The 21,081-nt window shown below is 64.5% G+C and carries 18 protein-coding genes; 16 read left to right on the top strand and 2 right to left on the bottom strand.

The window, feature by feature from the left end; all coding sequences use genetic code 11:
- The first annotated feature begins 65 nt into the window (after window positions 1-65).
- Together RFN30_RS26000 and RFN30_RS26005 are read left to right on the top strand one after the other, a co-directional pair.
- On the top strand, window positions 66-1,004 hold the full coding sequence (locus RFN30_RS26000; protein ID WP_320264933.1) for an ABC transporter substrate-binding protein: 939 nt from the start codon (window positions 66-68) through the stop codon (window positions 1,002-1,004).
- 95 nt (window positions 1,005-1,099) lie between these two features.
- Window positions 1,100-1,993: a sugar phosphate isomerase/epimerase family protein gene (locus RFN30_RS26005; protein WP_320264934.1), complete on the top strand. Its 894-nt coding sequence runs from the start codon at window positions 1,100-1,102 to the stop codon at window positions 1,991-1,993.
- 3 nt (window positions 1,994-1,996) lie between these two features.
- Here RFN30_RS26005 and RFN30_RS26010 read toward each other — a convergent pair whose 3' ends face one another.
- On the bottom strand, window positions 1,997-3,805 hold the full coding sequence (locus tag RFN30_RS26010; protein ID WP_320264935.1) for a dipeptide ABC transporter ATP-binding protein: 1,809 nt from the start codon (window positions 3,803-3,805) through the stop codon (window positions 1,997-1,999).
- A 192-nt stretch (window positions 3,806-3,997) separates the two neighbouring features.
- Between RFN30_RS26010 and RFN30_RS26015 the strand changes: the two genes are divergently transcribed.
- The 9 genes from RFN30_RS26015 (at window position 3,998) to RFN30_RS26055 (ending at window position 13,573) form a co-directional block, all read left to right on the top strand.
- Window positions 3,998-5,356 (top strand): LLM class flavin-dependent oxidoreductase, encoded by a 1,359-nt coding sequence (locus tag RFN30_RS26015; RefSeq protein ID WP_320264936.1) that lies wholly within the window; start codon window positions 3,998-4,000, stop codon window positions 5,354-5,356.
- An 11-nt stretch (window positions 5,357-5,367) separates the two neighbouring features.
- The gene (locus RFN30_RS26020) at window positions 5,368-6,141 is read left to right on the top strand and encodes a DUF427 domain-containing protein (RefSeq protein ID WP_320264937.1); all 774 of its coding nucleotides are present in this window, start codon (window positions 5,368-5,370) and stop codon (window positions 6,139-6,141) included.
- A 55-nt stretch (window positions 6,142-6,196) separates the two neighbouring features.
- Window positions 6,197-7,840 carry an ABC transporter substrate-binding protein gene (locus tag RFN30_RS26025; RefSeq protein WP_320264938.1) on the top strand — a complete coding sequence of 548 codons (1,644 nt, stop codon included), beginning with the start codon at window positions 6,197-6,199 and terminating at the stop codon, window positions 7,838-7,840.
- A gap of 37 nt (window positions 7,841-7,877) precedes the next feature.
- Window positions 7,878-8,837: an ABC transporter permease gene (locus tag RFN30_RS26030; protein WP_320264939.1), complete on the top strand. Its 960-nt coding sequence runs from the start codon at window positions 7,878-7,880 to the stop codon at window positions 8,835-8,837.
- Entirely contained in the window at window positions 8,834-9,721 is an 888-nt protein-coding gene (locus tag RFN30_RS26035; protein ID WP_320264940.1) for an ABC transporter permease, read from the top strand. Before RFN30_RS26030 ends, RFN30_RS26035 begins: the two co-directional genes overlap by 4 nt.
- A gap of 63 nt (window positions 9,722-9,784) precedes the next feature.
- Window positions 9,785-10,270 carry a hypothetical protein gene (locus tag RFN30_RS26040; RefSeq protein WP_320264941.1) on the top strand — a complete coding sequence of 162 codons (486 nt, stop codon included), beginning with the start codon at window positions 9,785-9,787 and terminating at the stop codon, window positions 10,268-10,270.
- Window positions 10,271-10,446: 176 nt separating this feature from the next.
- Window positions 10,447-11,886 (top strand): aldehyde dehydrogenase family protein, encoded by a 1,440-nt coding sequence (locus tag RFN30_RS26045; protein WP_320264942.1) that lies wholly within the window; start codon window positions 10,447-10,449, stop codon window positions 11,884-11,886.
- A 12-nt stretch (window positions 11,887-11,898) separates the two neighbouring features.
- The gene (locus RFN30_RS26050) at window positions 11,899-12,480 is read left to right on the top strand and encodes a DUF1349 domain-containing protein (RefSeq protein ID WP_320264943.1); all 582 of its coding nucleotides are present in this window, start codon (window positions 11,899-11,901) and stop codon (window positions 12,478-12,480) included.
- 94 nt (window positions 12,481-12,574) lie between these two features.
- Window positions 12,575-13,573 (top strand): glycosyltransferase family 10 fucosyltransferase, encoded by a 999-nt coding sequence (locus RFN30_RS26055; RefSeq protein WP_320264944.1) that lies wholly within the window; start codon window positions 12,575-12,577, stop codon window positions 13,571-13,573.
- 33 nt (window positions 13,574-13,606) lie between these two features.
- On the opposite strand, the gene RFN30_RS26060 is transcribed toward RFN30_RS26055, so the two are convergent.
- Complete coding sequence (locus tag RFN30_RS26060; RefSeq protein WP_320264945.1) at window positions 13,607-14,386, bottom strand: helix-turn-helix domain-containing protein; 780 nt, start codon at window positions 14,384-14,386, stop codon at window positions 13,607-13,609.
- A 110-nt stretch (window positions 14,387-14,496) separates the two neighbouring features.
- Here RFN30_RS26060 and RFN30_RS26065 point away from each other — a divergent pair, with 110 nt between their 5' ends.
- From RFN30_RS26065 to RFN30_RS26085, 5 genes are read left to right on the top strand one after another with little or no spacing between them, the layout of a single operon-like run.
- The gene (locus tag RFN30_RS26065) at window positions 14,497-16,638 is read left to right on the top strand and encodes a hydantoinase/oxoprolinase family protein (protein ID WP_320264946.1); all 2,142 of its coding nucleotides are present in this window, start codon (window positions 14,497-14,499) and stop codon (window positions 16,636-16,638) included.
- Between the two features lie 13 nt (window positions 16,639-16,651).
- Complete coding sequence (locus RFN30_RS26070; RefSeq protein ID WP_320264947.1) at window positions 16,652-18,847, top strand: hydantoinase B/oxoprolinase family protein; 2,196 nt, start codon at window positions 16,652-16,654, stop codon at window positions 18,845-18,847.
- Between the two features lie 5 nt (window positions 18,848-18,852).
- Window positions 18,853-19,350: an acetone carboxylase subunit gamma gene (locus tag RFN30_RS26075; RefSeq protein ID WP_320264948.1), complete on the top strand. Its 498-nt coding sequence runs from the start codon at window positions 18,853-18,855 to the stop codon at window positions 19,348-19,350.
- 16 nt (window positions 19,351-19,366) lie between these two features.
- The gene (locus RFN30_RS26080) at window positions 19,367-20,137 is read left to right on the top strand and encodes a glucose 1-dehydrogenase (RefSeq protein ID WP_320264949.1); all 771 of its coding nucleotides are present in this window, start codon (window positions 19,367-19,369) and stop codon (window positions 20,135-20,137) included.
- A gap of 18 nt (window positions 20,138-20,155) precedes the next feature.
- Window positions 20,156-20,983, top strand: coding sequence for an SDR family NAD(P)-dependent oxidoreductase (locus RFN30_RS26085; protein ID WP_320264950.1), 828 nt, complete (start codon window positions 20,156-20,158; stop codon window positions 20,981-20,983).
- Window positions 20,984-21,081 lie beyond the last annotated feature (98 nt).

Here is a 21,081-nt window from a genome sequence, read left to right on the forward strand (position 1 = left end):
CCGGACGGGCCGGACTGTGTGTAACGCACCGTGAGAGGCGCGGGGCAATCGGAGGAAGCAATTAAATGAAGACCATCGCCAAACTGCTCTGCGGCGCGGCCCTCGCGGCTCTCGTCGTCGCGCCGGCATCGGCCAAGGACCTGAACAAGGTCGGCATCTCGGTCGGCCTGCTCGGCAACCCCTTCTTCGTCGCCACCATCAAGGGCATCGAGGACGCGGCCAAGAAGATCAATCCCAAGGTCGAGGTGACGTCGGTATCGGCGGACTACGATCTCAACAAGCAGGTCTCGCAGATCGATTCCTTTATCGCCGCCGGCGTCGACGTGATCATGCTCAACGCCGTCGACGCCAAGGCGATCGCGCCCGCCGTCAAGAAGGCGCAGGCGGCCGGCATCGTGGTTGCCGCCTTCGACGTTTCGGCGCCGGGTGCCGACGTCACCGTGATGACCAACAACGTCAAGGCCGGCGAGGAGGCCTGCCAGTACCTGGTCGACCACACCAGCGGCAAGGGCGATTACGTCATCCTCAACGGCCCGGCATCGTCGTCGATCCTGGAGCGCGTCAAGGGCTGCAAGAACGTTCTCTCTCAGCATCCGGACATCAAGATCCTGTCCGACGACCAGAACGCCGAAGGCTCGCGCGACGGCGGCCTGAAGGTGTTCCAGTCGCTGCTGACCCGCTTCGACAAGATCGACGCGGTGTTCGCCATCAACGATCCGACGGCGATCGGCGCGCAGCTCGCGGCCAAGCAGCTCAACCGCTCGGAATTCATCTTTACCGCGGTCGACGGCGCGCCCGACATCGAGAAGGAGTTCGCCTCCGGCACCTCGATGATCAAGGCCTCGGCCTCGCAGGATCCCTATGTGATGGCCGGCCAGTCGCTGACGATGGCGGCCGACGTGCTTGCCGGCAAGAAGCCGGCCGAGCCGACCGTGCTGCTCGATCCGAAGCTGATCACCGCCGAGAACTTGAAGGACTACAAGGGCTGGACCGCGGCCCGCTGATCCTCCCGGCGAGTGCGGCCGGTCGTGCCGGCCGCTCTCCTTTCCAGGCATCGGACCCGGACCGGTCCGATGCTCCGCAGCAGACGGAGACGAACATGTCGCGCATCGGAATCCATTCTTTCGTCTGGTCGGCGAGCTCGGCGCAGAAAGACCTCGAACGCACGCTGGCCAACACAAAAGAGGCCGGCTTCGACCTGATCGAATTCTCCTATCTCGACCCGGCCGATGTCGATATCGGCAGCCTGGCCAAGAGCATCGCCGATCTCGGCCTGGGCGTCGCGATCAGCATCGGCCTGCCGGCCGAGGGTGACATTTCCAGCGCCGACAAGGCGGTCGCCGCGCACGGCGTCGAAATCCTGAACCGCACCATCGCGCTCACCCGCGATCTCGGCGGCCGCAAGGTCGGCGGCATTCTCTCGACCAGCCACGGTTTGCAGACCGAGCCGCCGACGCGCGACCAATGGAACCGCAGCGCCGGAACACTTGCGAGCGTCGCGGAAACCGCCAAGGCGGCTGGTGTCACGCTCAATCTCGAAATCGTCAACCGCTTCGAGAGCAACCTGCTCAACACCGCCGCGCAGGGGCTTGCCTTTATCGAGGATACCGGCTCCGACAACATCTTCCTGCATCTCGACACCTTCCACATGAACATCGAGGAGGCCGATGTCGGGCTGGCCATCCGCCATGCCGCGAACAAGATCGGCTATGTCCATATCGGCGAGAGCCATCGCGGCTTCCTCGGCACCGGCAGCATCGATTTCGCCGCGATCTTCGATGCGCTGACGGCCATCGGCTATAGCGACGACCTCAGCTTCGAATCCTTTTCTTCCGAGATCGTCGACGAGAACCTGTCGAGGAAGACGGCGATCTGGCGCAATCTGTGGACCGACAATATGGAGCTTGCCCGCCATGCGCGCCGCTTCATTGACGTCGGCCTAGAGACGGCCCGGCGCAAGGCCGAACTCGTCTCAGCCTCGCAGAAGCCCTGACGTTCACGACAGCTCGTCGCGTCGCCAACAGGCGATGAGATGGCCTTCGCCCATATCGGTGGGGGCCGGCTCCGCCTCCCCGCACACCGGCGAGGCAAGAGGGCAGCGATCGGCAAAGCAGCATCCCTTGGCCGGGTAAGTCACTTCCGCGATCCCGGCCTGGATGGAGACGGCCTGCGCGGCGTCGGAAGACGCCGCCAGCAGCAGTTTCGTGTAGGGGTGGTTGGGGCCGCGAAAGACCTGCTCGGAAGAGCCCGTCTCGACCAGCCGGCCGCGATAGAGCACGCCGATCCTGTCGGCCATGTAGCGCACGACCCTGAGATCATGGCTGATGAACAGGTAGGTCGTATCCTTTTCCCGCTGCAGGTCGTTGAGCAGGTTGAGGACGGTCGCCTGCACCGAGACATCGAGCGCGGAGGTCGGTTCGTCCAGCACCACCACTTTCGGCGCTCCGGCGAAGGCGCGCGCGATAGCCGCTCTTTGCCGCTGGCCGCCGGAAAGCGAGCGCGGCTTCTGTTCCACGGTCGTGCCCGCCAGTCGCACAGACCGCAGCAGATCGCCGACACGCTCCCGCGCATCGCGGCGGCTGAGGCCGGCAAGCCGCCGCAGCGGTCGGCTGAGGATCCTGCCGATCCGGTGGCGCGGATTGAGGGTGCGGTCGGGGGACTGGAAGACCATCTGCACGTCCCGCCGCGCGGCCGGTGCCCGCCTCTCGGCGCGAGCCGCGACCCTTTTGCCGAACAGCTCGACCGATCCTTCGATCGGTGCCTGCAGTCCGGTGACGATCCGCGCCAGTGTCGACTTGCCGGAGCCGGATTCGCCGATCAGGCCAAAGGTTTCGCCCTGGCCGATGCTGAGATCGACACTATGCAGCACGGCCTGCGAGCCGAAGGAATGGCCGACGCCCTTGCAGGCGATGGCGACCTGCCGGTCCGCCTTCGAGCCGAACAGGCTGGCGGCCGTCTCGGGTTGATCGAGCTCGGTCGTGCCGATCTCGGCCAGCTTGCCGTCGCGCTTGGTGAAGTTGAGGGCAGGGATCGAGGCTATGAGCGCCTTGGTGTAGGCATGAGAAGGGTTGTCGAAAACATTCTCGACGCCGCCGCTTTCGACCACCGTGCCTGACTGCATCACCGCCACCCGGTCGCAGGAGCGGCGGATCAGGTTGATGTCGTGGCTGATCAGAAGGATGCTGGTTTTATGTTCCCGGCGCAGGTCGTCGAGGATGGCGATGATCTCCGACTGCACGCTGGCGTCCAGTGCCGTCGTCGGCTCGTCCAGCACCAGCAGCGCCGGGTCGAGAGCGATGGCGATCGCGATGTTGGCGCGCTGTTGCATGCCGCCGGAAAGCTCGTGCGGGTAGAGGTCGAGCACCCGCTCGGGATTGCCGACCCGCACGCGCTTGAGCAGTTCGGCCGAACGCCAGCACGCTTCCTCGTGACGAACCGGGCGATGGCGCATGATCGTCTCGCCGATCTGGCGGCCGATCGTCATGGCCGGATTGAGCGCTGCACCGGGATGCTGGTAGACGGCCGCGATGCGGTCGCCCCTCAAGCCGCGCAGCTCTTCGCCGGAAAGACCGCGCAGCTCGCGGCCCTCGAACTCCAGCGCCGAGGCGGCGACGCGGGCATTCCCTGGCAGATAGCGCAGTAGGGCTAAAGCCACAGAGCTCTTTCCCGAACCTGACTCGCCGACCAGTCCGAGCGCCTCGCCCTGGCCTATGGCGAGCGACACCCCGTCGACGGCGGATTGCCATCCTCTTTTCCCGCCATAGGCGATGGAAAGTTTTTCCACGTTGAGCACTGAAGGGGACATCAAGACCTCGAAACCACTTTCTTCCCATGCCCTCATCAGGGGCAATCGCTTCCGCATGTTGAGTATATAATCTCTATAAAATTACTCGAATTAATGCTGAACGCAATCTAGCCTTTCAAAGATCGAGGGACTGCCGCCGCACTGAAAGATGTGGTGCCGGCGTCTCCGTCGCGGATTTGGAAGGAGGCCGGCATGGCGCGAAACCACATGATCCTCAGCGCATTCTTCTTCAACCCGCAGGGCGATCACCGCATGTCGTGGCGACATCCGCGCGCGCCCGGACGGGAAGTGCTTGGCTTCGACTACTATCGCGAGCTGGTGCAGGCCGCCGAGCGCGCCCGGATCGACACCATCTTCGTCGCCGACCACGTATCGATCTGGGATTCGGTGAAAAGCGGCGTCGCCCACTACGCCAATGCCCGCCTCGAGCCGCTGACGCTCTTGTCGGCGCTGGCCGGCGTCACCAGGCACATCGGCCTCATCACAACCGCGTCGAGTTCCTATAGCGAGCCTTACAACGTGGCGCGCCTGTTCGCCTCGCTCGACCATATCAGCCAGGGCAGGGCGTCGTGGAACGTCGTCACCTCGGCTATGGACGAGGAGGCGCGCAATTTCGGCCGCGACGGCAACATCGAGCATGCCTTCCGCTACCAGCGCGCCGCCGAGTTCCTCGATATCGTCAAGGGGCTGTGGGACAGCTGGGAAGACGAGGCGCTGCTGTTCGACAAGGACAGCGGCTATTTCGCCGACCCGGACAAGGTCCATGTGCTCGACCACCGCGGCACGCATTTCAAGGTGCGCGGACCCCTCAATGTCCCGCGGCCGCCGCAAGGGCATCCGCTGATCGTCCAGGCCGGCTCGTCCGAGGACGGCAAGAACTTCGCCACCGCGCATGCCGACGCCCATTTCGCCATCTACAGCACCAGGGAAGACGGCATCAAATATCGAGAGGACATCAACGAGCGGCTCGCCCGTCACGGCAGGCGGCCGGAGAGCTTCAAGATCCTGCCGGGTATCCTGCCGATCGTCGCCGCTTCCGAGGCCGAGGCGCGCGACAGGCAGGACTACCTGCAGACGCTGCTGCCGGACTGCGTCGGCATCGATCTCCTGTCGAGCTGGAGCGGCATCGATCTCTCGGCCTATCCGCCTGACGGTCCGCTGCCGCAGCTTCCGGATGAAAGCACCTTCAACGGCGGGCGCACCTCGCTCAACCGCGTCAGGCAGTGGGCCACGCAGAACCTGACACTGCGCGAGATCGCCCGCAAGCTCGCCAACAGCGGCTCGGTGCCGACAGTCGCCGGCACGCCGAAACAGATCGCCGACCAGCTGCAGGACTGGTTCGAGGCCGGCGCCGCCGACGGCTTCAACCTGATGTTCCCGCTGCTGCCGGAGGACTGGGTCAACTTCGCCGAGCAGGTCGTGCCCGAACTCCAGCGCCGCGGTGCCTTCCCGACCGAATACGCACCAGGAACGCTGCGCGACCGCTTCGGGGTCGCCCGTCCCGCCAACCGCTTCGCCGAGCAGCGCGCCAATCAGCGCGCCGTATCCTGAGGAGAGCCGTCATGTCCGCCGCACCGAGATTGCAGCCGCGCGAGGCGACCGCGCCGCAGCTGATCAATGTCCTGCACAGCCCCAAGCGCATCCGCGTAAAATTCGCCGGCCGCGTCATCGCCGACAGCCGCAACGTGCTGGTGCTGCGTTCCAACCATTTCCTGCCGATCTATTTCTTCCCGCTCTCGGCGGTCGACCAGTCCGTGCTGAAGCCGTCGAAGCATGGCCAGCAGCATGCCGTCGGCGGCGAGACGAAATATTGGGATATCGACACGGGCGACAGGCGCGCCGCCGATGCCGCCTGGTCGTTGACGGCGCCTCCCGACGAGAACCTTGCGCCGCTCGCCGGCCGCATCGCTTTCACCTGGAACCTCGTCGACCAGTGGTTCGAGGAGGAGGAAGAGGTCTTCGTCCACGCCCGCGATCCCTATGCCCGCATCGACGTGCTGCAGAGCGCGAGCCATGTCGAGGTCTGGTTCGATGGCGAGCTGATCGCCGACAGCCACCGCCCGGTACTGCTGTTCGAGACACATCTGCCGACGCGTTTCTATCTTCCACCGGAGGATGTCCGCCTCGACCGGCTGAGGGCCTCGTTGACGAGGACCCGATGTCCCTACAAGGGCATCGCCTCCTACTGGTCCGGCGTCCTCAAGGATGGCTCGCTGCGCGAGGACATCGCCTGGAGCTATCGCGATCCGATCGCCGAGATGCCGAAGATCAAGGGGCTGATCGCCTTCTATCCGCAAGCAGTCGACCGCATCCATCTCGACGGCCAGCCGGTCTGATCCGGCCCCGTCGTCTCCGCTTCATTTCAAAACCACGATTTTCACAGAGGCAAAAATGACCAAGCGCAACGAAATCGACTCCCTTCGCAATCTGTCCGGCGACATCTGGAATGTCGCCGTCGACGAATACGCCGCCGGCTATCTGAAACGCCGCGATCTCCTGAAATATGCGGCGCTGATCGGCCTGACCGGCTTCGCGGCCTCGCAAGGGCTCGGCTTTCGCGGCGTGGCGCGTGCCGCCGCCCCCGGCGGCACGGTGCGCGTCGGGCTTGGACAGCCGACCAAGGCGATCGATCCCGTCACGCTCACCGACCCGGCCAGCATCGGCGTCGTCAGCCAGGTCGGCGAGTATTTGATCCTCGACGATCCCAAGGACGGTCTGCAGCCGAAGCTCGCTCTGTCCTGGGAGGCCGATGAGACGGCGAAGCGCTGGACGTTCAAACTGCGGCCGGGCGTGAAATTCCATGATGGCCGCACCGTCACCGCCAAGGACGTGGTGGCGAGCTTCGAGCGCCTGGTCGATCCGAACAGCGGCTCGTCGGCGCTGTCGGCCTATAAGGGCATCCTATCCAAGGGCGGCGCCAAGATCGTGGACGATGAAACCGTCGCCTTCGATCTCGACCAGTCGAACAGCAACTTCCCGTTCTACGTTTCATCCGACGTCTACAACGCCGTGATCCTGCCGGCCGACTATGCCGGCGACTTCGAGAAGAATTTCAACGGCACGGGTCCCTTCAAGCTCGAATCCTTCCGTCCCAAGCAAGGCGCCAGCTTCGTGCGCAATCCCGATTACTGGGGCGACAAGGCGCTGCCCGACAGGGTCGAGATCAAGTTCTTCGACGACGAGCAGGCGCAGGTCGTGGCGCTGCAGGCCGGCCAGCTCGACGTCATCCCGAGCACCACGCGCCTGGAACTGGCGATCGAGGGCAATCCCAACTTCAAGCTGCTGAGCGTGCAGGCGAGCTCGCACGACGCTGTGCATCTCAGAACCGACCAGGCGCCGTTCACCGACAAGCGGGTGCGCCGCGCATTGGCGCTCACCCTCGACCGCGAGGCTATCGTGAAGGGTCTGCTCAAGGGGCGGGCCATCGCCGGCAACGACACGCCGTTCGCGCCGATCTTTCCCTCGAGCGATCCATCGGTGCCGCAGCGCAAGCAGGACATCGCCGAGGCCAAGCGGCTGCTGGCCGAGGCGGGCGTGCCGAATGGCTTCGAGGTGACGCTGACCACCGAACGCGCCTACGACATCCCCGACTACGCCGTGCTGATCCAGAACTTCGCCAAGAAGGCCGGTATCGATATCAAGCTCAACGTCCTGCCGCAGGACGCCTATTACGGCTCGGCCACCTTCGGCAGCTCGCCCTGGCTGGATTCAAATCTCGGCATCACCGATTTCGGCCATCGCGGCACGCCCGATATCTTCCTCAACGCCACGCTGAAGAGCACCGGAGCCTGGAACGCCGCGCATTTCAAGAATCCGGACTATGACGCATTGCTGGTCGACTACGGCAAGGCGCGCGACCTTCAGGCGCAGCGTGTCGCGGCCGGCAAGATCCAGACCTTGCTGCTCGACGAGACGCCGGAGATCATCAGCTACTTCTCGCAATACAGCCGGATTGCCAGCTCGAAGGTCGAGGGCGTGCGCTTCACCGCGATCTCGCATCTGCTGCTCGACCGCGTTTCCTTCGTCCAGGCATGATGCGGAAACGTCAAGCCAGCTGGAGCGCCGCAACCCTATGCTGACGGGCCGCACCTTGTCGGCGCGTGTAGCCTCGCTGCTGCTCACGCTGTGGCTGGTCAGCGCGCTGGTCTTCCTCGCCGGGCAGGTTCTGCCCGGCGATGTCGGTCGTGTCATGCTGGGGCCGTTTGCCGATGCTGAAGCCGTCGCCGCGCTGAACAGGCAGCTCGGCGCCGATCAGCCCGTTCTCGTCCAATACTGGCATTGGTTCAGCGCGGCGCTCAGGGGCGATTTCGGCACATCTTTGTCCATGCGTGCGCCGGTCGCGCCTTTCGTGCTGGAAAGTCTCGGGCGCTCCGCGACGCTTGCCGGCATCATATTGCTGTTTCTCGTGCCGCTGGGCGTCGGAGCGGGCGTCGTCGCCGGCCTCAACCAAGGTCGCCCGGTCGACCGCGCGATCGTTCTGGCCGGCATCTCCTTCGGCATCGTCCCGGACTTCGTCTCCGGGCTGCTCCTGCTGCTGGTTTTCGGCCTGTGGCTGAGCTGGTTTCCGATCACCGGAGCCGCTCCTGACGGGGCAGGCTTCTGGACAAGCGGCTATTATCTCGTCCTGCCCGCGCTGCCGCTGGTGCTGAACCTTGCCGGTTATCTGGCGCGCATGACGCGGGCCGGCATGATCGAGGCGCTGGCCGCGGACTATACGCGCACCGCGACGCTGAAGGGGCTCGACCGCGTTGAGGTCATTGTCCGGCACGTTTTGCCCAACGCGCTGACGCCGACCATCGCGGTGCTCGCCACCCAGAGCGGCTACATGCTCGGCGGGCTGGTGGTGATCGAAACCCTGTTCGGCATCCAGGGCCTCGGCAATCTGGTGCTGAATGCCGCCAGGGCGCGCGACTTCCCGATGCTCGAGGCAGGCGTGCTCGTCATGGCGACGATCTTCGTGCTGTCGGCGGCGGCGGGCGATCTGGTGCAGGCGCTGCTCGATCCGCGGCAGCGCCGGCGGGCGTCGCCATGATGGAGCTGTTGGAGTTCCCGGCGCCTCGCCACGTGCCGCTGGTCTCGCGGATAAAAGGCGAGGTCGGCCGTGCGCTTCGCGGCCTCGCTCCATCCGTCGCCATCGGCTCGCTCATTCTTCTGTTCTGGATCGCCTGTGCTCTGTTTGGCGATCGACTGGTTCCCTACGATCCTTACGCCGAGGATTTCCTCGCCATGCTGGCGCCGCCCGATGCCGCGCACTGGTTCGGGACCGACCAGCTTGGCCGGGATGTCTTCTCCCGCATCCTGGTCGGCTCGCGTGACATCCTGCTGGTGGCGCCGCTCGCCACGCTGGGCGGGGTTGCCGGCGGCACCATCGTCGGGCTGGTGCTTGGCTATTTCGACGGTCTGGTCGACGCCGTAGGCGCGAGACTGCTCGACACGCTGATGGCCTTTCCCTTCATCGTGCTCGTCACCATGACGCTGGTTGCGCTTGGGCCCTCGAACCTCACCGTCATTCTGGTCATCGCCGTGGCTTACACGCCGCTGGTGGCAAGGACGGTGCGCGCCGCGGTGCGTGAACAGCGCGAGCGCGACTATGTCAGCGCCGCGCGTCTCGGTGGCGAAAGCGCTTTCGCCATCATGGTCCTGGAGATCCTGCCCAACATCAGGGAGACGATCCTCATCGAGCTCGTCACCCGCCTGGGCTACGCCTTCTTCTCGATCGCAACGCTGAGTTTTCTGGGCCTTGGCATTCAGCCGCCGTCCGCCGATTGGGGCCTCGCTGTGGCCGAAGGCTACGGCTTCCTCACCGGCGGCAAATGGTGGGTGGTGGTCTTCAACTCGGCGGCAATCGTCTCGCTGGTCATGGCCACCAACCTGATTGCTCAGGGGGTCGGCGCCTTCGAGAACGTCGAGCGGTGAATTGCGGCGTCTGAGGCCCTGCCTCTGCTAAACTCCTGTTGATTCGTCTCGACAGGAAAAGGCATGAGCAAGGCCCTCGGCACATTCGCACTGGTCACGGTTTTGAGCGCCTTGCTGATGGCGCTCTCGCTGGCGGTCGCCAGGCACGGCTACCCCCAAGGCGCCTTCGGCGTGAAGCGTCTCGACGGCATTGCTGATGCGGGTTCCTTCCTTGCCATCGCCGCCGTCTATTTCTTCAGCGCCCTGCTGATGATGATCCTGCCGATCCGCGCCGCCGGGATCGTGCTGACCCATGCCGCCGACGCGATCTTCTGGGCGACGATTGTGTTGTTCGCAACCATTGTCGGCTCGCTTGTCGCCCGATGGGCCTTCGGTCAGCACGACGTGATCTGGGCGCTTCTCAACTGGCGCTTCCTCTTCGTCGCGGCGATCGTCGCCGCGCATCTCACCATGAACGAGCTTCGCCGCAACATCCTGCTCAGAAGCCTGTTCTTCGTCATCTTCGCCGCGGTGGCGCTCGCCTGCCTGTTCTGGTCGTTCTCCGTCTGAGGCCATCAAGCGTCACGTCGTGACAGGTCGTCGCGGACGGGCGCGATGGACTTCCGCCGCCGTGCGCCTAGGTTTATCCAAGGGTCTCGGGTAGACCTTTCAGCGGACAATGCGTATATCATTTGTCTGACAAATGACCGGCGCTTTGCCACCCTGCCAATCTCGAAGGAATGAAGATGACCGTGCTCCGCAAGAACCTGATCGATGGCGAATGGCTGGGCGAGCCCGGCTCGCGCAATATCAACCCGTCGAACACCAACGACGTTGTCGGCGAATACGCTTCGGCCGGGCCGGAGGAGGCAAAACAGGCCATCGCGGCCGCCAAGGCGGCCTTCCCGGCCTGGTCGCGCTCCGGGCCGCTGGCCCGCCACGCGGTGCTGAAGAAGACCGCCGACGAGATCATGGCGCGCAAGGACGAGATCGGCCGATCGCTCGCCCGCGAGGAAGGCAAGACGCTGGCCGAAGGTGTCGGCGAAACCATTCGTGCGGCGCAGATCTTCGATTTCTTCGCCGGTGAGACGCTGCGTCTCTCCGGTGAGATGGTGCCCAGTGTCAGGCCGGGCGTCGGCGTCGAGATGACGCGGGAAGGGGTGGGCGTCGTCGGCATCATCACGCCGTGGAATTTCCCGATCGCGATTCCCGCCTGGAAGATTGCGCCTGCGCTCGCCTACGGCAACACGATCGTCTTCAAGCCGGCGGAGCTGGTTCCTGAAAGCGCCTGGACCATCGTCGACATCCTGCATCGCGCCGGCCTGCCCAAGGGCGTGCTCAACCTGGTCATGGGTAAGGGCTCGGTGGTCGGCCAGGCCATGCTCGACAGCCCCGACGTCAACGCCATCTCCTTCACCGGTTCGGTTGGCACCGGAAAACGCGTCGCCGCGGCAAGTGTGGAGCATATGCGCAAGTTCCAGCTCGAGATGGGCGGCAAGAACCCGTTCGTCGTGCTCGACGATGCCGACATCGCGGTGGCCGTCGACTGCGCCGTCAACGGCGCCTATTTCTCGACCGGCCAGCGCTGCACGGCGTCCTCGCGCCTGATCGTCACCGAAGGCATCCACGACCGCTTTGTCGAGGCGGTGAAGGAGCGCCTGGACAAGCTCGTCATCGGCGACGCGCTGGACGCCAAGACCCAGATCGGCCCGGTCGTCGACCAGACCCAGCTCAAGCAGGACGAGGACTATATCGCCATCGGCCGCCAGGAGGGCGCCGAGCTCGCCTTCGGCGGCGAGCGGCTGGAACGCGAGACGCCCGGCTTCTATCTCAGGCCGGCTCTGTTTACCGGCGCCACCAATGCCATGCGCATCTCGCGCGAGGAAATTTTCGGTCCGGTTGCCAATGTCATCCGCGTCAAGGACTATGACGAGGCGCTCAGCGTCGCCAACGACACGCCCTTCGGCCTGACCTCCGGCATCTGCACGACCAGCCTGAAGCACGCCACCCATTTCAAGCGCAATTCCGAAGCCGGCATGGTGATGGTCAACCTGCCGACGGCGGGCGTTGACTTCCATGTGCCGTTCGGCGGCCGCAAGGGCTCGAGCTACGGCCCGCGCGAGCAGGGCCGATATGCCATGGAGTTCTACACCACCGTGAAGACGGCCTATACATTTGCCGGCTAAGTTACTGGATCAATGACGTCGGACCTTGCCGGAATGACCTGGCTCAACCCGCCGCCGCACCATGTGTTCGGCGACGGGACGCTCCATGTCCGCACCGGCAAGGAGACCGATTTCTGGCGTGAGACCTTCTATGGCTTCTGGCGCGACAATGGCCATTTCCTTTATCAGCCGGTCGAGGGAGACTTCAGCGCCGAGGTCACCGTCAAGGGTGAGTACAAGGTTCTTTACGATCAGGCCGGCCTGATGCTGCGCCTGAGCGAGACGCACTGGATCAAGGCCGGGATCGAATACACGGATGGCCTCGCCTATTTTTCCGTCGTCGTCACCAACGACAGGTCCGACTGGTCGCTGGTCGCCATTGCCGCGGATCCGAACGGCGTCCGGATCCGTCTCACCCGCCACGCCGAGGCGATCCGCATCCAGTATCGGGATGTCGCGGACGGCCGCTGGAAACCGGTGCGGCTGGCATGGTTCCCGGTCTCGCGAACCGTCGATGTCGGCATGATGTGTTGCTCGCCGCAGCGCGAAGGGTTCGAAGCTACATTTTCCAGCTTCACGATCGATCCGCCGATTTCCAGGGAATTGCACGACTGACATCCAGGGGTCGGTTTTGGACCAACCGCCTACCCCTTTCCCGATTGCCCATCGAAGCATAAGAACAACGGATCGACTGAGCGGAAGGGGGCCGATGACGTCGAAAGTTCCGCTGATCCTTTTTTACACCCGCGTCTTCGATAAGCCGGTCGACATTGCGGCTGCGTCGGCCTGTACCGTTCCGGTCGAGTGGACCAATGACCGGCGACGGCTCTCGGAGGCCGACGCCGTGGTCTTCCATCTGCCGAATTTTCGCGAGATCGGCGACGCCCGCAAATATCCCGGCCAGCTTTGGGTTGCCTGGTCGATGGAGAGTGTCGTCAACTATCCCATCATGGCGGACGCCGCCTTCATGCGGCACTTCGACATCACCATGACCTACGAAACCGGATCGGACGTCTGGACGCCGTACCTTCCGGACGCCGGCTGGTGGGAAAGCGCGCGCAAGGCGACGATCCCGCCCAAGACGGAAAACGCGGCGGCGGTGCATTTTCAGTCTTCCAATATCGATCTAAGCGGGCGTGCCGGCCTTGTCGCACAGCTTTCCCGCGGCATTGGCGTCGACCGCTATGGCAAGTTCAATCCCAACAGGCATATCTCGGGACCCGACCTTGGCCGGCAAACCAAGCTCGAAACCATCGGCCGCTATCATTTCTGCCTGGCGCTGGAGAATTCGATCGCGCCGGACTACGTCACAGAGAAGATGTTCGACCCGCTGGAGGCCGGCACGGTGCCGGTCTATCTCGGCGCACCCAATGCCGCCGAATTCGTCCCGGACAATTCCTACATCGACGCCGCGTCCTTCCGCACACCGGCGGAGCTGGCGGCCTATCTTCGCCACCTCATCGAAACACCGCCCGCCTATGAAGCTTATCTGGCCTGGCGATCAAGGCCTCTGCTCGAGAGCTTGGCGGGGCGAATTGGTCAACTTGACACGCATCCGCGCTACCGGCTCGCACAGCTAGTTGGTCGACGCCTGCAGCACGAGACGGGCCGGGTGACGGGCAGGCCATCTCTGCCGTTTGGCGCTCGGGTGTTCCTGCGGACCCGGTTGCGACGCTGGAAGGCTGTCCTCCGAGGTCGGCCGCTTTGAGGCCGAGGGGTATGCTGTATTCACGCCGTGGGTCTAGCCGTCGATCCGGTGCTGGAAGAATTGCAGGAACAGCTCGCGCTCGGTGGTGATGTCGAGCTTTTCATAGATGCGGCGGCGATGGTTCTTGACCGTCCCGACGGTGATGCCGAGTCGTGCGGCGATATTGGCGGTCGGATGGCCGGCAAGGATGAGCTGCACCAGCTCGCGCTCGCGCAGCGAAAGCTCGGGCCACAGGCTCGGCGGAATGCTCGGCTTCTGCTGCGGCGAGGCGCCCGGGCCGCTCGGCGCCGAGGTGCGGGAAAAGTCGCTGCCGCGTGCCTTGATGTCCAGCGCATGCAGCGCCTCGAACACCGGCAGCCGTTCGGTCAGCAGCGAAATCTCGCTGTCCTTGAACGATACGGTGGAACGATCGAGGAAGATGCCGAGGCACCAGTCGCCGCCGTCGGCCAGCATGATGCCGACCTCGTCGCAGATCTCCGATTGCGCCAGGAAGCCGGCTATGTACTGGCCGCGCTTGGCTTCCTCGTCGGCCAGCCCCTTGAGCGGCATGATGCCGAGGCGCCGTTCGCGCCGCCACGAGGCATAGAAGGGGTCGAAGACGTAGTAATTGTCGAGATAGCGCCGCACCATCTCGTCGGAGAAGCGCCGGTGCTTGACGAATTCCGGCGTCTTGGTCGCCGAGTAGCGCGTCACGGTCACCAGGTCGTGCGCGATGTCGGCGCCGATCAGGTCGATCAGGCAATCGACATGCCGGTCCGTGCCGGTGGCTGCGATCGCCTTTGCCAGCGGCGCCCAGATATTGCCCATGCGCATGCCCTTTTCTCGGCGAACCGCGCCGCGCGGTCATTGTGTCTTTAGGTATATGGCGCGATCCGGCCAGTCGAATCTAGCCTGTGGTCATTCTCGGCAAGGGAAAGCGACCCGTGGACCAGATCACCACCAACCCAATCGTCATCGGCATCGACGCCGGCGGCACCATGACCGACACGATCCTTGTCGATCAGGACGGTCACTTCAAGATCGGCAAGTCGGCAACCACGCCGAAGAATGAGGCCGAAGGTTTTCTCGCTTCGGCCGAGGACGCGGCCGACGCCTGGGGCATCTCGCTGCAGGATCTGTTCTCGGGCGTCAACGTGGTGCTCTATTCCGGCACTGGCATGCTCAACACGCTGCTGTCGCGCACCGGCCGCAAGCTCGGGCTGATCACCACCAAGGGCCTCGAGGACATGATCCTGATGGGCCGCGGCCTTCAGGCCTGGGCGGACTATTCCTATGCCGACCGGCTGCACGCGGTCACCCACCACCATCCCGATCCGCTCGTGCCACGCCGCCGCACGCATGGCGTCACCGAGCGCATCGACCAGTTCGGCGACGTTATCCTGCCGCTCTACGAGCACGAGGTGCATGCGGCCGCGAGGAAGCTGATCGCCGACAAGGTCGAGGCGATCTGCATCATGACCGTCTTCTCGCACGTCAATCCGGCGCATGAGAAGCGTATCGCCGAGATCTGCCGCGAGGAGATCGCCGCCGCCGGCTCTGACATCCTCGTCTACACCAGCCACGAGGTGCGCCCGGTCATCCGCGAGCAGTCGCGGCTGAACTCGGTGCTGATCGAGGCCTACGCCACCTCGCGCGGCCGCAGGCAGTTGAAGGGCATCGAGGACGTCTCGAAGAAATACGGTTTCAAATATGGCGTCCAGACGCTGCTCTCCTTCGGCGGCCTCACCTCGATCGACCATCCGCGCCTGCACGAGACGATGATCTCCGGCCCGATCGGCGGCATCCTCGGTGCGGCCTATGTCGGCAAGCTGATCGGCAACGACTCGCTGATCTGCTCGGACATGGGCGGCACCTCCTTCGACATGGGCGTCATCACACGCGGCCAGACGCGGATCGAGAACGAGCCGCTGATGGACCGCTTCAAGCTGAACGTGCCGACGCTGCATCTCGATACGATCGGCGCCGGTGCCGGCATGATCCTGAAGGTCGATCCGCTGACCAAAAAGGTCTCGCTCGGACCGGAAAGCGCCGGCTCGGATCCCGGCCCGATCTGCTTCGCCAAGGGCGGCACCGAGCCGACCATCGCCGACTGCGACGCCATCCTCGGCCGGCTGAACCCGCATTACTTCCTCGGCGGTAAGGTCGTGCTGCAGGTCGAGAAGGCGAGGAATGCCTTCGAGGAGAAATGCGCCCGCGTGCTCGGCGTCGGCGTCGAGGAAGCCGCCGAAGGCATGATCGACATGCTGGAGGCCGACGCCAACAATGCGCTGCGCCGGGTCATTTCCGGACAAGGCATCCATCCCTCGGAATTCACGCTTCTGTCCTATGGCGGCTCGGGGCCGCTGCACCTCGCCGGATGCTCGCGCGGCATCGGCTTCAAGGAGATCATCACCTTCCAGTTCGCCGCAGCCTTCTCTGCCTTCGGCTGCACCACCGCCGACTTCATGCGCCGGCATTCGGTGTCGACGCAGATCGATATCGGTGCGCGGGCAAGCGACGACGAGCTGCAGGCTTTCGGCGCCAAGGTCACCGCGGTCTGGAACGATCTGACCAGGGCAGCGGTCGACGAGATGGTCGCCGACGGCCACGCGCTCCCCAAGATCAAGACCGTGCCGTTCCTGATGATGCGCTACACCGGTCAGCTCGAGGACGTCGAGGTGATGGCGCCATTGTCAGCCATTAGCTCGGCCGACGACATGCGCAAGGTCATCGCCGAGTTCGAGGCGGTCTACGCCAAGGTCAACCACCGCGTCTCGCGCTATGGCGAGGCCGGCTTCTCGATCACCGAGCTCGGGTTGATCGCCACCGCCGACAAGGTGAAGCCGATGCTGGTCAAGCGGCCGCTCGGCACGTCCGATCCCGCGTCGGCCCACAAGGGCGTGCGCGAAGCCTATGTCGGCGGCCGCTGGCACAAGGCCAATCTCTACGAGATGGATCTTTTGCAGCCCGGCCACGAGGTGATCGGCCCGGCCATCATCGAACATCCGGCGACGACGCTCGTCGTCCATCCGCAGGACAGCGTCTTCGTCGACGAATGGACGCTGCTCCACTACTCCCATGCTTGAGAGGGCGAACGCCATGCTGGACAAACCCGCCTCCGCGCTCCGCATCCGCGAGCGGCTGATCGAATCCGAAAGGCTGATGGACGAAACCGGCTGCTACGACGGCATCACCGAGCTCAAGCTGCGCAACCAGGATCCGCTGAAGTTCGAGACCCTGCACACCAAGCTGCGCGCATATTGCGTGTCGGCGCGCGAGATGGCGCGTCGCATCTCGGCCTCGCCCGGCGTGCGCGAGGTCGGCGAGATGGTCGTCGCCATCTACACGCCGGAAGGCGATGCCATCGCGCTCTCCAACGGCATCATGGTGCATGTGCACACGATGAGCCGCTTCATCAAATGGATGATCCGCAACGGCTACGAGGAAAACCCGCAGATCCGCGACGGCGACATCTTCGCCAACAACGACGCCTTCATCGGCACCGTGCAGGTGCCGGACGTGATGGACGTCGTGCCGATCTTCCATTCGGGCAAGCTCGTCGGCTGGGCGGGCGCGGTTTGCCATGAGCTCGAAGCCGGCGGCATCACGCCCGGCGGCGACGTGGCGCTGGCGCAGGAGCGCTTCACCGAGGGTCTGTTCGTTTGTGCCGAGAAGGTCGGCGAGAATGACGAGCTTCGGCGCGACTATGTCATCCGCTGCGAGCGCAATCTCAGGATGCCGATCTACTGGGTGCTGGACGAGAAGGCCAAGGTCGCCTCCTGCATCGACATGCGCGAAAGCGTCAAGGCGCTGATCGACGAGATCGGCCTCGACTACTGGGTGCAGGTGTCGAAGGAGTTCATCGAGGAGGGCCGCCGCGCCCAGCTTGCCCGCACGCGCCAGCTCACCGTGCCCGGCATCTATCGCGGCCACACCTTCTATGGCCACGTCACCACCGGCAAGCCCGGCTATCAGCCGCTCGGCGATCCCGACTGGCTCTACAACATGCCGATCGAGATGGAGATCACCACCGACGGCAAGATCATCATGGATTTCGAGGGCACGCAGCCTTGGGGCTACCATTCGATGAACTGCACGCCGGCCGGCATGGATGGCGGCATGTTCGTGACGCTGACCCAGCACATGAACTTCGAGGGCCTGGTCAATGACGGCGCCTGGATGGCGACCGAGCTGAAGCTGCCCGCCGGCACCTGGACCAACCCGGACAACGAGATGGTGGCGACCGCCACCTCCTGGGCGCTGCTGCTGCCCGCCTTCGGCGTGTTCCAGCGACTGCTGTCGCGCTCCTTCATCGCCCGCGGCTTCGTCGAGGAGGCCTTTGTCGGCCAGGTCAACAGCCCGATGATCGAGATGGGCGGCCAGAGCCAGTACGGCACCCCCTTCGGCATGGCGCATTTCGAATGCGCCGCCGCCGGTTCGGGCGCGCTGGCCATCAAGGACGGGCTCGACACCGCCTATGTCGGCTGGAACCCGGAATCCGACATGGGCAATATCGAGATCTGGGAGCAGAACATGCCGATGCTCTATATCGGCCGCTCCATCGTTCCCAATTCCGGCGGCGCCGGCAAATATCGCGGCGGCTGCTCCTTCCTGTCGACCTGGCTGGTCTCAAAGACCGATCATCTGAGACTGGTGACGTCCGAGCACTCCTCGCGCGTCTTCGACAATGGCGGCTTGTGCGGCGGCTATCCGGCGCCGACCTGCCAGAAGCACCGCGCGGTCCGCGACTCGAACATCTTCGCGCTCGCCGAGAAAGGCGCGCCGCTGGCGCACCACACCGGCACCAACCCGTACCGCTCGGAGCTCGAGGTCCGGCTGGAAGGCGAGCATGTGACGCTGGAGGGGCCCTATATCACCGCGCCGCACAAGACGGGCGACGTCTTCACCCACTCCTACAATGGCGGCGGCGGCTACGGCGATGTGCTGGAGCGCGATCCGGCCAAGACCGCCTGGGATGTCGAGAACGGTTTCCTCACCAAGGATGCGGCCGAAGGCATCTTCGGCATCGTGCTCGACGAGGATGAGGAAGGATTCCCGGTCGCCAACATCGAGGCTACCAAACGCCACCGCGCCGAGATGCGCGCGAAGCGCCTGGCGCGCGCCAAGCCGGTTTCGGAATGGATCGCCAAGGAACGCGAGCGCGTGAAGGCAGCCGATTTCGCGCCCGAGGTGAAGAAGATGTATGCCAGCGCGATCAAGCTTTCGCCGCGCTTCACCAAGGATTTTTCGACCTTCTGGGATGTCGACGCCAAATCGACCTTCGGAGTGGAGTAAGGACCATGACCTCATACAGCAAGGAAGTCATCGCCGATCTGGTTGCCGGCACGCTGCCATGGCCGCAGACGCGCCGCATCATGAGCGCCTACAAGGACGACGACCGCTTCTTCAAATATGTCGCGGTGCTGCAGGACCGCGTCGGCTGGAAGGATCCGATCCTGCTCCCCGTCGGCGACCACCTCTTCATCTGCCAGAGCGGCGAGGAGCGGGTGACGAAATGCGAATGCGGACATTCCTTCGGCGACTATCGCAAGAACTGGAAGCTGAAGGCTGCGATCATCGTTCGCGACAGCGAGGAGACGCTGCGCGAGATCTATCCCAACAGCGACCTGCCGGATCCGGAGTGGATGGAGATCCGCGAATTCATCTGCCCAGAATGCGGCACCTTGCACGAGGTCGAGGCGGCTGCTCCCGGCTATCCGATCGTGCATGATTTCGAGCCGGACCTCGAAGGGTTTTGTCGTCACTGGCTGGGCAAGCCGCTGGAGCCGGCTAACTAGGGAGGCTGATGCCGGAATGGGCCGCGTCGCAGGCAAGGTAGCTTTGGTCACCGGGGCCGGGCTTGGCCTCGGGCGGGCGTCTTCGCTTCTTCTGGCATCGGAAGGCGCAAAGCTGGTCGTCAGCGATATCGACGAAGGCCTCGCCGGCAACACGGCAGCCGAGCTCGTCGGAGCGGGCGGCGAGGCGCTGGCGCTGCGCCACGACGTTTCGAATCCGGAGGACTGGCTGGCAGCGATGGCAGCGATCGAGGAACGCTTCGGGCGGCTCGACGTGCTGGTCAACAATGCCGGCATCGCGATTGCCAAAAACATCGAGGACACCACTTTAGCCGAATGGCAGCGCACCATGGCGGTCAACCTCGACGGCGTTTTCCTGGGCTGCCAGGAAGGCATCAAACTGATGAAGAAGTCCGGCGGCGGATCGATCATCAATCTCTCCTCCATCGACGGCATCATCGGCGAGGCCGAGCTTGCCGCCTATTGCGCCTCCAAGGGCGGCGTGCGCACCTTGACCAAGGCGGTCGCTGTCCACTGCGCCGAGCAGCATTATGGCATCCGCTGCAACTCCATCCATCCGGGCTATATCTGGACGCCGCAAACCGAGAACTACCTGCGCGACCTGGGAACGCTCGAGCAGGAGAAGGCCAAGGCGCTGTCGCGTCATCCGATCGGCTTCCTCGGCGAGCCCAACGACATCGCCTGGATGGTCCTCTACCTCGCCTCCGACGAATCGAAATTCGTCACCGGCTCCGAAATGGTCGTCGACGGAGGCTATCTTGCAGTGTGAACGCGGAGACCGCTTGCGATGACCAACCTCACCGGCCGCAGCGCCATCGTCACCGGCGGCTTTTCCGGCATGGGCTTTGCGATAGCAACGGCGCTTGCCAAGGCCGGTGCCAATGTCGCCGTTGGCTCTTACGTGGCGCCGCCGCAGGCGGGTAGGGCGGACGCCGCCTATTATCCCGGCGCCGAGGAAATAGAGCGCGTCCGCACCGCACTTGCTGCGCATGGCAGCAAGGTGCATGCCGCCCATCTCGATGTGCGCGACAGCGCTCTCACCAACCTCTTCTTTGCGGAGGCCCAGGCGGCTATCGGCCCCGCCGACATCCTCGTCAACGCAGCGGGCACCACGGCCGAGCAGCCGGTCTGCGGCCATTCCGATGAGCTCTGGGACAAGATCGTCGACACCAATCTCACCGGCGCCTTCCGCGCCACGCGCGCCGTGCTGCCGGGCATGATCGAGCGCGGCTGGGGCCGCATCGTCAATATCGGCTCGACCGCCGCTTCGGTCGGCTGGAAGGACAACCCCGCCTATTGCGCCTCCAAGGCCGGGCTGCTCGGGCTGACCCGATGTGTGGCGCTGGAAGGTGCCGCGCATGGCGTCACCTGCGTGATGATCAGCCCGACCTGGGTCGAGACCGAACTGATGCGCCGCAACGTGGCGCAGGTGGTGGAACGCGAAGGCAAGGGCCGCAGCGTCGAGGACGCGATGGATGAGTTCAGGAAGGGCAACCCTCAGGGCCGCATGCTGCAGCCGGAAGAGATCGCGGCGCTCGCAGTCTTCCTCTGCTCGGATCTCGCCAAGGGGATCACCATGGAAAATATCCAGATCACCGGCGGCGCTTTATGGTAGCAACCCAGGCAATTCCGGGAAAAGTGCGCAGCGGCTTTCCGCCCGGAATTGCTGATGGACAGATGCCGGCAAGGAGCGTTCCCAACCGCTCACTGCCG

It is taken from the genome of Mesorhizobium dulcispinae (assembly GCF_033977345.1).
Taxonomy (GTDB): Bacteria; Pseudomonadota; Alphaproteobacteria; order Rhizobiales; family Rhizobiaceae; genus Mesorhizobium; species Mesorhizobium dulcispinae.

Coding starts and splice junctions, on each gene's coding strand:
- RFN30_RS26080 (WP_320264949.1), top strand. CDS start 19,367: ATGGGCCGCGTCGCAGGCAAGGTAGCTTTGGTCACCGGGGCCGGGCTT.
- RFN30_RS26015 (WP_320264936.1), top strand. CDS start 3,998: ATGGCGCGAAACCACATGATCCTCAGCGCATTCTTCTTCAACCCGCAG.
- RFN30_RS26070 (WP_320264947.1), top strand. CDS start 16,652: ATGCTGGACAAACCCGCCTCCGCGCTCCGCATCCGCGAGCGGCTGATC.
- RFN30_RS26035 (WP_320264940.1), top strand. CDS start 8,834: ATGATGGAGCTGTTGGAGTTCCCGGCGCCTCGCCACGTGCCGCTGGTC.
- RFN30_RS26085 (WP_320264950.1), top strand. CDS start 20,156: ATGACCAACCTCACCGGCCGCAGCGCCATCGTCACCGGCGGCTTTTCC.
- RFN30_RS26040 (WP_320264941.1), top strand. CDS start 9,785: ATGAGCAAGGCCCTCGGCACATTCGCACTGGTCACGGTTTTGAGCGCC.
- RFN30_RS26045 (WP_320264942.1), top strand. CDS start 10,447: ATGACCGTGCTCCGCAAGAACCTGATCGATGGCGAATGGCTGGGCGAG.
- RFN30_RS26000 (WP_320264933.1), top strand. CDS start 66: ATGAAGACCATCGCCAAACTGCTCTGCGGCGCGGCCCTCGCGGCTCTC.
- RFN30_RS26060 (WP_320264945.1), bottom strand. CDS start 14,386: ATGCGCATGGGCAATATCTGGGCGCCGCTGGCAAAGGCGATCGCAGCC.
- RFN30_RS26075 (WP_320264948.1), top strand. CDS start 18,853: ATGACCTCATACAGCAAGGAAGTCATCGCCGATCTGGTTGCCGGCACG.
- RFN30_RS26010 (WP_320264935.1), bottom strand. CDS start 3,805: ATGTCCCCTTCAGTGCTCAACGTGGAAAAACTTTCCATCGCCTATGGC.
- RFN30_RS26055 (WP_320264944.1), top strand. CDS start 12,575: ATGACGTCGAAAGTTCCGCTGATCCTTTTTTACACCCGCGTCTTCGAT.
- RFN30_RS26020 (WP_320264937.1), top strand. CDS start 5,368: ATGTCCGCCGCACCGAGATTGCAGCCGCGCGAGGCGACCGCGCCGCAG.
- RFN30_RS26030 (WP_320264939.1), top strand. CDS start 7,878: ATGCTGACGGGCCGCACCTTGTCGGCGCGTGTAGCCTCGCTGCTGCTC.
- RFN30_RS26050 (WP_320264943.1), top strand. CDS start 11,899: ATGACGTCGGACCTTGCCGGAATGACCTGGCTCAACCCGCCGCCGCAC.
- RFN30_RS26005 (WP_320264934.1), top strand. CDS start 1,100: ATGTCGCGCATCGGAATCCATTCTTTCGTCTGGTCGGCGAGCTCGGCG.
- RFN30_RS26025 (WP_320264938.1), top strand. CDS start 6,197: ATGACCAAGCGCAACGAAATCGACTCCCTTCGCAATCTGTCCGGCGAC.